This is a genomic window from Aestuariibacter sp. A3R04, from assembly GCF_018860805.1.
Classification (GTDB): Bacteria; Pseudomonadota; Gammaproteobacteria; order Enterobacterales; family Alteromonadaceae; genus Alteromonas.
Map to the genome: position 1 here is coordinate 271984 of NZ_JAHKQR010000016.1, position 11501 is coordinate 283484.

The 11501-nt window shown below is 39.1% G+C and carries 9 protein-coding genes; 1 reads left to right on the plus strand and 8 read right to left on the minus strand.

Going from position 1 to position 11501, the window contains the following annotated elements; all coding sequences use genetic code 11:
- The first annotated feature begins 3 nt into the window (after nucleotides 1–3).
- Nucleotides 4–1788 carry a right-handed parallel beta-helix repeat-containing protein gene (locus tag KO518_RS18235; protein ID WP_216027285.1) on the plus strand — a complete coding sequence of 595 codons (1785 nt, stop codon included), beginning with the start codon at nucleotides 4–6 and terminating at the stop codon, nucleotides 1786–1788.
- A 436-nt stretch (nucleotides 1789–2224) separates the two neighbouring features.
- Here the strand turns inward: KO518_RS18235 and KO518_RS18240 are convergent, their stop codons facing one another.
- The 8 genes from KO518_RS18240 to KO518_RS18275 form a co-directional block, all read right to left on the minus strand.
- Complete coding sequence (locus KO518_RS18240; protein WP_216027286.1) at nucleotides 2225–2905, minus strand: sulfotransferase family protein; 681 nt, start codon at nucleotides 2903–2905, stop codon at nucleotides 2225–2227.
- 117 nt (nucleotides 2906–3022) lie between these two features.
- Complete coding sequence (locus tag KO518_RS18245) at nucleotides 3023–4009, minus strand: sulfotransferase domain-containing protein (protein ID WP_216027287.1); 987 nt, start codon at nucleotides 4007–4009, stop codon at nucleotides 3023–3025.
- Nucleotides 4006–5340 (minus strand): polysaccharide biosynthesis C-terminal domain-containing protein, encoded by a 1335-nt coding sequence (locus tag KO518_RS18250; protein ID WP_216027288.1) that lies wholly within the window; start codon nucleotides 5338–5340, stop codon nucleotides 4006–4008. The genes KO518_RS18245 and KO518_RS18250 overlap by 4 nt, the downstream gene beginning before the upstream one ends.
- Nucleotides 5340–6416, minus strand: coding sequence for a glycosyltransferase (locus KO518_RS18255; protein ID WP_216027289.1), 1077 nt, complete (start codon nucleotides 6414–6416; stop codon nucleotides 5340–5342). Before KO518_RS18255 ends, KO518_RS18250 begins: the two co-directional genes overlap by 1 nt.
- Nucleotides 6417–6513: 97 nt before the next feature.
- Nucleotides 6514–7908 carry a hypothetical protein gene (locus KO518_RS18260; RefSeq protein WP_216027290.1) on the minus strand — a complete coding sequence of 465 codons (1395 nt, stop codon included), beginning with the start codon at nucleotides 7906–7908 and terminating at the stop codon, nucleotides 6514–6516.
- A complete protein-coding gene (locus KO518_RS18265; protein WP_216027291.1) occupies nucleotides 7905–8996 on the minus strand; it encodes a glycosyltransferase family 4 protein in 1092 nt (363 codons plus the stop codon). The genes KO518_RS18260 and KO518_RS18265 overlap by 4 nt, the downstream gene beginning before the upstream one ends.
- Nucleotides 8993–10075, minus strand: a complete 1083-nt coding sequence (locus KO518_RS18270) for a glycosyltransferase family 1 protein (RefSeq protein WP_216027292.1) — start codon at nucleotides 10073–10075, stop codon at nucleotides 8993–8995. Before KO518_RS18270 ends, KO518_RS18265 begins: the two co-directional genes overlap by 4 nt.
- A gap of 81 nt (nucleotides 10076–10156) precedes the next feature.
- Nucleotides 10157–11314 (minus strand): glycosyltransferase, encoded by a 1158-nt coding sequence (locus KO518_RS18275; protein WP_216027293.1) that lies wholly within the window; start codon nucleotides 11312–11314, stop codon nucleotides 10157–10159.
- Between the last annotated feature and the right edge of the window lie 187 nt (nucleotides 11315–11501).

The following is an 11501-nucleotide window of genomic DNA, read 5'->3' on the forward strand; positions in this document are numbered from 1 at the left end:
GAAATGAAAATTAAGGCAACATACATCTACATCGCATTTTTCCTAATATTTTTACCTACCTTTGCGCGATGTGAAAGTTATTACATCCCTGGTTCAACCATAGATCTTGGTTTCGATCTAGCCAACATTGATTTTAAAAATTATGACTTAGAGATTTACTTTATCAATGAATATGGAACCATTGAAAAAACAAAGAAGATTAGATTAAGCAATTATCGCCTTGAGGAAAATGCTGAAGAAAAATTTAAATTTCGCGCAGTTACCCCAAAGGAAAACGGATCATACAGAATAGAAGCGGTGCTGTTGAAGAAGTCTTTAGAAAAAAACGAAGGCTACGATCATTACAAAACCATTAAATCATCTATAAGCAGAATAAATGTAGTTGACAATAGCTTTTCAACAAACCCCAGTTTAATTAGCGATAGCATTGACTGGTCAAGAACATATTCTAACGATAAGAACATTAAAATAAATTTTAGTTATTTACCACCCATATCGGGCTTTTCAACCTATGTAAAACACAAAACTACTTTATATGATGAAAACAATAACGTTGTAGTGAGTCAAGAGGATACAGTAAAAACACAAGGTGATTTCGATAACCTCACGATACCAGTGTCTATTGATAACATCGAACATCTCAAGAGTGGAAAATATCGCATAACGACGAAGCTGTTAGCCTCACAGAATATGATCACGCCTTATTCAATCACGCCTCCTTTACAAGAATTGAATAGTGCTGAATTTGATGTTGGCGACATCTATATTGTGCAAAATACCTACACCAACGCAGAAAGCAAGGTTTTGCATATTAGCGAATTCGGCGCATTTCCAAATGACGATATAGACGATACAATCGCAATCATTAATGCTATTTCTGAACTTAAAAAAAGGAACAATGTAGTACTGGAGTTTAGCGAAGGCGAATATAACTATAGTAAAGTTATAAGGATAGAAAACTTAAGCCACTTTGCAGTAGTAGGTAGAAATACTAAGTTAGTATCAAGCGACCACAATAATTCAGCCATCATTTTCAACCACTGTAGTGATTTTACGATTTCCGGGTTTCACATAATTTCTGAGAAAAATGAGCTTCGGCGACAAGAATTTGAAAAAACAGGCATTTCAATTTTAAATTCAAAAAACTTTACCGTGAAGAATAATCTTATCTATAGATCTGCAGCTGCGGGGTTAGTCATTGCCAGAGGTTCCAGCTATTTCCAGATTCATGATAATGTCGTGTTAGAAACAAAGGCTGATGCTATACACACTACCGGGGCGTCTGCATATGGTCTTATATATAACAATATCACAGATAATAGTGGAGATGACGGCATAGCGGTTATAAGCTATATAAACCCTAAAGGTGTTAGCCACAATATAAAGATATTCAATAATAATATCTTAGGAAACTCCCATGGCAGAGGAATTGCGGTTGGTGGTGGTTCAGATATCTCTATAAGCAATAATAGAATTGCAGAAACGGATGTTGCTGGTATTTTAATTGCCGCAGATTATTTCTATAGCACCTTTGGTGCAAAGAATATTTCCATAACGAATAATAGCATCACTTCAGCATGTCGGGACCCTATGAATGCACATTCAGCGCTACTCGTTTATGGGCGCTCTAGCGATAAAGCTAGACTCAAAGATTATGATAACATTGAAAGAAAAGAATTGTTTCTAGACATCGAAAATATCGCTATTAACGGAAATATTATCGATAGCGAAAATTGTAATGGAAAATATCGACTTGGGCCGCATATAAATAAAATCCTATTACAATAACTTTCGTAAAGGTAGTAGCACAAAATATATTAAAGTTCGTTGATTCAGCATAAAGATTTAACCGAGACAAATCCAGAAATCAATTGCTAGGTTTTCATTCATGTTACTATAAGTGATGTGTTCATTTGGCATATTAATTGATATTTTTCTGCCCAGCCCACGCTTTATTTAATGCCAGCGCGCAATTTATTGAGCTTGGTATCACTTATATTCACTCGTGTTAGACGTGATGTTGTACGATGATATTACTTGTCTATTAAACTGTTTTTCTAGCTGGTAAACATAGAAATAACTGCATCTTTTCCTAGCTTCTAGTTCATGCCAAATCAAACTTTTAAGAGATTCCACCAACACACTTTAATATATTGACCTATTGAATGTGTTAAATTTTATCGCTTTATTTTCAACATTTTCCTCTCTGCAACGTTTTTCAATACTACTCTCCAAAACGATAGCCAAACGTATCAATGTCTTTTGAATACATTTTTTGAACTATTTTGCGGGTAACATCATCGTAATATTCTGAATAATGTTTCCGTTTCTTACTTTCTTTACTCATAAAAATACTTATCTTTTGAAGTAACGACTGATTTTTAGAGGAGTTTACATGTGGTAACTTAGTATCACCGAACCCTAACTGACTACACACATAGTCAAAATCTGTCTGTAAATTTTCAAATCTACCTACAAAGTCCACAAGCAAGTTACCAGCTTCGTCATGCAAAAAGTCGTATTGAGGCATCAAGTGACGATAGGAATCAGAGTAATCGCTTTTTTCCGGCATTCCTCGTGTGACAAAGTTACGGAAAGACATTCTTTTATGATAATTTCTATAATTATATTCAGAAACAATCCGAGCCCATGGATTTCTAACAAATGAAAATTTAAAAAACTGGTTCCATGTTTCGTCTGATATATAACCACATTCTACATACTCTTTTGCTGTGAGATGAGCTAACCTCTCGGGACCTTTGTTAGGATCAGGATTGTACTTCAACAGTAAAGGTGCCCTTTCCGCCCATGATAAGTTGTGATGGTCTAGAAAAAAGTGTTCGACACTTTGACCAGCAGCTTTTGGTATGTGTACAAATATACATTTGTACTTCTCAGATATCATCGTTGATTTATCCCTGTTTTTGGTGATCGGATTTTAGTTGCATTTTATAGGATTAAAATATCCTGTTAGCATTTATCCGCAATTTCCTCTAAGTTAACCTATTGATTTAATACATCACTAACTAATTAACTTAGAAAAATTCATGCCTTTAAGGCCTGCTTCGACAAATTCCATTTCATGATTATAATAATCTATTCCAAGATTTTTCATAATAGAAGTTATTTCTACGCGTTCGACTTCAGATAATCGTTGGGTACCTTTGGGAGACTTTTTACTCTGCAATGACGTAGTTCGACTTCGTTCTTCAATATCTGCAAGAGATAGATTGTGTTTAATTTGTAACCCTAGCGATTCAATCAACTGTTCAAATTTTCCAGGTTGCTTTATTAATGACTCATATACAACATACGTATAATTATCTCTCGCTGTCTCGGAATGTAGTGCGTTTAGTAAATCCAGACAAGCTGTTACTGCTAACCGTCCAGCACTGCTTAACTCCATTGCTAACACATTTTTCAATGTAGGGAACCGTTTTAGATCCATTTCAGTATAAATAGGATGTGTTTTTTCTATTACTTCCTTTGTCCACTCAGGGTGCGGCGTTATTTCACCGTTTCTCTTATAAGGGTGATGTAATTGTGATGCAACTATGGCTGCTGGATGCCTCAGAATAACGCAACCATTATTTTCTGAATTTTCAGCTATCCAAGATAGCGCTCTTTGTGCAAATACGAACTTAATAATTGTATTATTTGCAGTAAAGATTCTGGCCATATTATCTAATGTAGACAATTTGGCTATTTTGGCGGAAGAAGCAACTATGGGCGAACCACCAGAAAGAACACGTTTAAGCTCTCTGGAATAAGCTTCGTCTTCTGCCAACAGTTCTGCGTCAGGCCTTAATGCATATTGTTCACCGGCAAAGCGACTATGGCCTTGCTGATATAAATACCAATTCAATGGCTCCCAGTGTATTCTGGATGCCGTTGCTCTCTCTAGCACCTCCATAATCCATGTAGTTCCAGAACGAGGAGAACCGGATACAAAGACTGGCAATGACCCTGTGTTAATATTCCATATTGTTTTGATTAGAAAATTCTTCATCTTTTTATCCATTTAACACATGAGAGTGCTGACGGCTCTATGCCTAACTTACTAATAACATTTTTCCGACTCAACAGTGCAAGTACTAACATTCCAGTACAGTTGGCAATAGCACAACCTATCACACCATAAAAAGGAATTAGCAACAAATCTAAAACTAACTGAGTAATCAACGACGTAAAAAGAATTTTCGAAGACAAGCTCTCACTATCTGTCATTGCCAGGATTGAACTAGATGGGCCAAATATGAGTGTTATAAACACCCCTAGTACATATATCCGCATTGCCCACGCCCCCTCAACGAAATCTGCACCAAATACCATCATGGCCTCTTCTGCGAATATCCATAAGCCAAGGGTTATAGGTAAGCCGGTAACGACATAAATCTTTGTCATGAAGCTTGCCAAGCGCTGTAACTCTATAGTGTCATTCTTTCCGTAGGATTCAGCTAGCAAAGGTTTATATTGTAAGAGGATGATGGTTCGCATTAACGCGGCCATTTCTGCAATGCGTGCTGCTATTCTTACAATTCCAACTTCTTCGGGCGTTGCCAACACTCCCATTAGCAAAACATCGATGTGCTGCCCAAGAACAAAACCGAGTGAGATTAATGAAAAATGGACGCCGGACACTAAGATTTTCTTTTCGCCAGGGCTAGTGTTGTGCAACTCATTATTTATATCATCACCAGAACATCGCACAGAGCTGGTTCTCATTTTTCTCAAGGAACCTACTATAAATAGAAATGAGGCCAATAAACTTATTGTGACTGCAATGCCATAAACCCAAGAAATGCTGATAGCGTTAGGTTCGATACCAAAATACCAAACATATGCAGAACCCAGGATCATTAGTAATGGATAAATAATTTGACTACCAGTAATAGAACGAACTACTTGCTTAGTACCTTGGCAAATTGCTTCCATATACTTGCGACATATAACAAAAGGCAAAATGATAAAAGCAGTTAGTACTGTAAACCTATATTCACCTGCTATAGAAGTAGTGCCAATAGAAACGACACCAATTACCGAGACAGTTAGTGTAACGGGAATAACAAGCCGCCTTACTAAACTCCAGGTATCTCGCCACCTTTTTGACCTAGCCACATAATCTTTTCCGATCCTCGCAATATCTCGCATCAAGACGGTATCGAGCCCAACAGATAGTATCAATACCGCTAGTGCCGATATGGATAACGCAAAAGACAACAAGCCAAAAACTTCACTACCAAATACCCTGGTAATCACTATTGTTTGTAAAAATGTCAGACCAATTGCCAACATTCTTACACTCATGAGCTTGCCGAGTTTTGCGATGATGCCGCCCATTATTTTTCACGCTCAGCTATTAATTGTTGATAAAAATCGGTCGATTGTTCCGCTATTGTAGACCATTCAAATTTAGAAAGGTCTGGTTTGCGCTTTGCGGTATTAAGTGCCTTCGCCCTATTAAGCCCATTGAGCAGCGTGGATTTATCGAGTTCACCATCAATAAGGTAAACCCAATCTTCGCCCACTAAACTTTGTAGCTCCCTGAACAGAGCTGTATTGCTAGCTAGTATTGGTCTTCCAACCGACAAGGCAAATATTGCGGCACCAGAATTTAAGACGTCCGAATACGGAAATACGACGAGATCACAATCAGTTATTGCCTGTACTAACTCATGATCGTCCAGGAATCTATTTTGGAATTCAACTTCTTCTTTACGTTCCTTAGGGAGTTTAGATAGAATTTCTGTTAAGCGGGTATCCGGGCTGTTGCTACTTAGCTCGCCTTTAATACTTAAACGTGAATTTCCCGGCGGTAATTCCAGAAAAGCTTCTAATAACTTATAAACATTCTTATATTTTGTGATTGAACCAAAAAACAGTATCTCCGGAAGATATTCGGCGCTGCTGTTCGCTCTTGGTTTTATAAACTCCAGATTTTCAAATATTGGTTTGTAGTGGCCGTGGGGTATTACTACATTTGGAATATTTTTCCAATTTTTAAAAGAAGCTTCTGCAACGCATTTAGAAGCTTCCGTCATATAGATTATTCCGTCAACCTTTTTACCAAACCATGGCCAAAAGTACCGGTCTAACTTATTTCCGTGACGTTGCCCCACTCGCTTCAGGTTGTGAGCGGTCCAAATTATCGGCATTTTCCTGATCTTGGCTATAAGAAAAACGCCGCGTAAAAAGAATAGTTTCAGCCAAAACTTCCAACCAATAGCAGAATCTAAAAATACATCTGGCCAATGAACATGAAGTACCACCTTACCCGACGTTGACAGCATTTTTACGGGCGTAAATTCCTCAACTTCCATATTGGGCAACGCTTCAACGGCACCATACAATAGTGATTGATACGGATTTCGCTTTCTATTTTTGCATTTTGGCCACGCTATTATTTTGAGACTCAAAATCAAACCCTTATTCTTCTACTAGCAAATAGTTAAATTATGCTTGATAAAATTTACTACCATGTATGAGGCATAGCACCAGGCTATTATTGAAATTTTATTTTATTCTAAATTTCACTCTTCTATTTTTGAAAAAAAGAATTATAAAGAAGATCAAAAAAGCCGTAGCAAATTGGGCCGCTACAGCATTGAGCGCGCCTCGTAGGACGATTACTATAAATGCCATCGAAATTGCATTTAGTACAAAAGCGTGTGGTACAGGTATACTGTTTTTATATGGTTTAGCGTTATATTCAATATTAATTACGTACGCGGCTAATAGCCAAAATACCAGGATTGGCCCTATTAAGCCAAATGCCATCAGAGCTTCTGCGGGCAACGGGCTTGAAACGTTTAAATATTCATAACCTAACCTCTCAGCCACGAAAATGCCGGTGCTAAGCGGTTTGTCAGGCCAAATTGCTCGCGGTATAAAAAACAGAGCGACACCTAAAAAATTCTTTCCGTATAATAGAGGCCCACGATCATCTGAGTAATAATGCACAGTTTCTGTAACTTGCATAAATGCATCAAAATCTACCCGTAACATATAATCAGCGAATGTTCCTGAACTTACTCGTTGTTGAAAGGCGGATGTATCCAGCTCACCTTCACCTAGTGATTTTATTGCAGGAAAAACGATAAACAGTATAAAAACTGAAGCTATGGCAACTAAACTCTTAATTTTTGGGTTGAAGTAATTAATAACAATTGTACTAATAGCAATAAAAATACCAAATAGAAAAAACCTTGGGAGTGCCGGCAGGTAGTTAATTACCAGAAACAGCGGAAGAAAAGCGAGAAGCACATAAATGTTTGCTCTTTTTATACGCACAATAGGTGTGTATTTTATGAGGAATAGAAGCATTACCATGCCGAGTAAACTCAGCGAACGGGACATATATAAAAATTGCTCTGTAAGCCCGCCCATTTCTGTTTTAGAAAATTCAAAACGAGCAACAAAAAGGTTTGACGGCCCTGCCAACCCAGCCAAAAATATAGCCAATATTATTACTGCCCATGCCCACCGGGTATAGAACAAAGCGGATTGTGGTGAAAGTAATTGCTGAGTAGTGCTTTGGATGTCACTTTTTTTGCGAGCACCAGTAACTATTAGGCCTACATGAAACGTTAAATGCGACAACGCTAAGATGCCAAATGCACCACAAATATGCACTGGCTGTAACATTGCAAACCAAGGGAATACATTTTGACTTACCTGTATGACTGCAGGCAGTGCTATAAAAAACAGAAGAAAAAACTCAATTAGGTAGGATATTCCGCCCCTGCGATTGTCCAATATAACGGCTATAAATCCAATTATGTGTGCTAGTAAATACAGCTTGGACAGATTAAGGGCCGCATCCCAAGAGTCAGATATTGTAGACATCGCAACAATTACACACTGTATTAAAATTGCAATGCCTTGTAAAAAAGTTGCATGTGTATTCATAACTCTTGTATGGCCTTAAACCAGTTTAATTTGATTGATTCCGTAGAATAGCTTTCCGCTACGTTTTGAGCAGCTTTCAGGGTATCTAACGCCCCTTCCTCAGTCAGTAGGGTATTGATTAAGGCTTTAACCGACACTTCATCATTTTGAGCTACCAGTCCATTGGTATCGCGCTGTTCCAATATGCCTCTTGGCCCAATATGGTCAGACGCGATGACTGCACACCCAGCTGCTATGGCTTCCACAATAACAATACCGAACAACTCCTCCCAGGTTGGTGTTTTTTGAGAAAGCAGCATAAGCACATCATGTTCAGACATGACTTTGGCTAATTTAGCTCTGTCATAAATAGGCCCCAGGTATGTCACATTATTTGGGCTACTCTCCACTAACTTCACCAAAGGGCCATTTCCTACTACCGTCAGTGAAATCTTGTCGCAGTTCAGCTCATTCAAAATGTTTACCAGTACTTTAATACCCTTCTTTTCAGAAATTTCACCCACATACAGTAACTTTAGTTGCTGGGAATTATTTTCTTTTTTAGCGGCCCCAGCTTCAAAAAACTCATTTGGCACCGCATGGGGTATTACCTGAGCTTTCACACCTGTTTCATTTAGCACAGTTTCAGCAACTACTGGTGTAACAGCGATCACCTTAACATTGGGGTGCTTAACAAAGTCATGCCATACTTTTTGCAGTTTTTTCTTTAAAAAGAAGGGTTTTGGTTGTCTTGGCGTATTATTAATGCGCCAGTCATGCCAAGACGTTTGGTATAGAATTTTGTTTCGTTTAGCCAGAACTCGATAAAGCAGAATACGCCAATCCCAAGGTGCAAACCCGATAATAATGGTTTCACCTTTGATAAAGGGAAGCTTAAACCGAAGAAGAAAGTCACCCAGTGCATTTTTGCTTCGTTGTACCAGGCCTGTTTTGTCTCTCAGCCATGACCTAACCCACTCTTTAAACACACTGTAACGGTGCTCCCCAACTAGTTCTATGCTTCCGTCTTTGGCAAGCTCGTAAATGGCAGGAAAGTACTTTCTTGGGTTAGTTTCATGAATGATTCTTAGCTTTATTGGCGTAGTCATTTTTCATACCCACTTAACGCCAATAACCGCTCTGTTTGTAGTCGCCAGGAATATTCAGCGGCTTTATTGCGGCCAGCAGTTGATAATTGCTGCCATAATTCATTGGAAGACATTAACTTTTCTACAGCGTCAAAAATGCTCTCTTCACTATGTGGGTCGCAATATAATGCCGCCGTATCACAGCGTTCCATTAAACTTGGAATTTCCGACGAGATAACCGGGCACCCGAATGTCATTGCCTCAACCGGAGGCATTGGACTTGCTTCGTAAAACGAAGGGAACAGTAAGAACCTTGCCTGCCTGAACGCATCATAAATTTTCTGTGGGTCGTTCACCTGCCCGCGCATTTCCAGTCTGGCCTCTACAGTCTTGGGTATTTCTATCTCAAAGGAGTCAAATACCCCTGAACTCGCGCCAATCACCACAAAACGCATATCAGGGTACTTTTCCAGGAATTTTATTGCGGCTTTAAGTACACCTTCGGCATTTTTGCGTTTGCTTAGCGAACCAACATAAATACCATACTGCCTTTCATCCAACCCAGGCACTGATTCACCCAGTACTTTTAATGCATTGTCGTCCGGTATTCCGCCATTTTGGGCTGCGTGGAAGTTAGCTTTTTCCAAACTGGGGTAGTGGGTTGTCATAGCTCTCTTTTCGGCATTAGACACTGTTACTACCACATCGCTTTTACTTATTTCCAATGGCACAAGCAGTGAATAGAAAGCGCGGAATTTCCAGCTATAGGCGGAAGGAAAATACTTGTAGGAGAGGTCATGTATCATCGTCAGAAGCTTCGTTCTGGATGACAGCAAACTAATAACTGGGGCGGTATTCCCAAGGCACCACAGCACTTTGTTTTTGCAGTGTTTGGGAAGTTCAATTTGCTCCCACAGATGGCCGGTTAATTTTCCCACACGCTTTAGTTGTATTTTCTGTAACTCCGGGGGAGATATAATTTCCCCCTTAGCTGGCAACAAAACCTCTGGAGTGGCAATCAGCCCTTTTTGAGCCAGTTTATCCAACGCAACCAGAATTTCACGTTCAACACGTTGTACCCCAGTTATATTCTGAAGCAAAAACCGACCATTCAAAACTAAACTATGATTACCCAATTTCCAACACTCCACTCATATCTTTCCATGTACTCAGTTTTTTGGTCAGTTTCCAAAACCATGGTTCATGCCATTTGAAATGAAAGACGCCATTTCTGAAGCAAACCTTTCGTTTCCAAAGGATTCAGCAAATGCCCGGCATTCCTGATGGGAAAACTTGTCAATGTTTTTCTCGAATCTCTCAACGGCTGTTACGATGTCGTCTTCGTGCTGATTATCAAACCAAACCCCTGTGGGGTAATTTTGCCCGCCTAACGGCCTGACGGTTTCTGAAGTTCCGCCTTTCGACAAACAAATCACTGGTGTTCCACATGCCTGGGCTTCAACAGGGAGAATGCCAAAATCTTCAAACGCAGCAAAGACAAAAGCTTTGGCGTTTTGAATTAGTGATATCATAGGCTCAAGCTCTTGATAACCCACAAGTTCAATATTGGGAGTAGCTATTTTCTTGAGATAGTTCATCTCGGGCCCGTCTCCAATTACCACGAGCTTCTTGTCCGGCATCCTGGTGAAGGCTTTAACAATCAAATCTATTTTTTTATATGATACAAGCCGCGAAGCCGTAACGAAGTAATCGTCTCTGGGCCCTTCATGCAGACTAAACTTATCAATATTAACCGGAGGATAGATGACGGTTGAATGGCGTTTGTATACTTTATAAATTCGACGTTGAATAAACTGAGAATTAGCAATGATGGAATCGATTGTATTGACACTTCTCTGATCCCAGGTTCTGAACTTATATATCAGTTCTTTTGCAATTTCTCTTTTCAAGAATGCGAATCGGCCCTGAATATCTCTTAAATACTCATGGCTTAGATCCCAAGCGTACCTTGCCGGACTATGCATGTAACACACATGGGGCTGATCTACATTTGTAAGTACGCCCTTTGCAAGGGCCGCAGAAGAACTCAATACAATATCGTGTTTAGACACATCAAACTGTTCGATGTGTCTGGTGCACATCATTAGCAGATTTCTGTAGTATTTTTCGACGTAGGGAAGTTTATTTAAGCGACTGACGTTGATTTTCTTTGCTTTCAGGAAAGCTTCATCTTCTTCGTTCAAAAAGTTGAACAATGTATACAATTCACTCTCAGGGAAAATACTGATGAACTGTTCAAGTACTTTTTCTGCACCACCCAAAACTGGTAACCAATCATGAACAATACCCACATCCAGTTGACTTACAGCGTTATCCATAATTAACCCAATACATTAAAACTGTTATTTAATAAGCAGAAGAAAAAGGCCTCCTTAAAAGGTAGCCAAATTTTACTGCTCATTTCTTCGATTTGCGTCACAAGCCGGCTCGCTACTTCCTGTAAGGTTTGGCTAAACTGCAAGACCTAAATTACCTCAAAAGACAAAGAGTAGGTGGAAGTATGCG

Excerpts from the sequence above, each read along its gene's own strand:
- KO518_RS18245 (WP_216027287.1), bottom strand. The coding sequence starts at position 4,009 with ATGAAGAATTTTCTAATCAAAACAATATGGAATATTAACACAGGGTCA.
- KO518_RS18250 (WP_216027288.1), bottom strand. The coding sequence starts at position 5,340 with ATGGGCGGCATCATCGCAAAACTCGGCAAGCTCATGAGTGTAAGAATG.
- KO518_RS18235 (WP_216027285.1), top strand. The coding sequence starts at position 4 with ATGAAAATTAAGGCAACATACATCTACATCGCATTTTTCCTAATATTT.
- KO518_RS18265 (WP_216027291.1), bottom strand. The coding sequence starts at position 8,996 with ATGACTACGCCAATAAAGCTAAGAATCATTCATGAAACTAACCCAAGA.
- KO518_RS18260 (WP_216027290.1), bottom strand. The coding sequence starts at position 7,908 with ATGAATACACATGCAACTTTTTTACAAGGCATTGCAATTTTAATACAG.
- KO518_RS18275 (WP_216027293.1), bottom strand. The coding sequence starts at position 11,314 with ATGGATAACGCTGTAAGTCAACTGGATGTGGGTATTGTTCATGATTGG.
- KO518_RS18240 (WP_216027286.1), bottom strand. The coding sequence starts at position 2,905 with ATGATATCTGAGAAGTACAAATGTATATTTGTACACATACCAAAAGCT.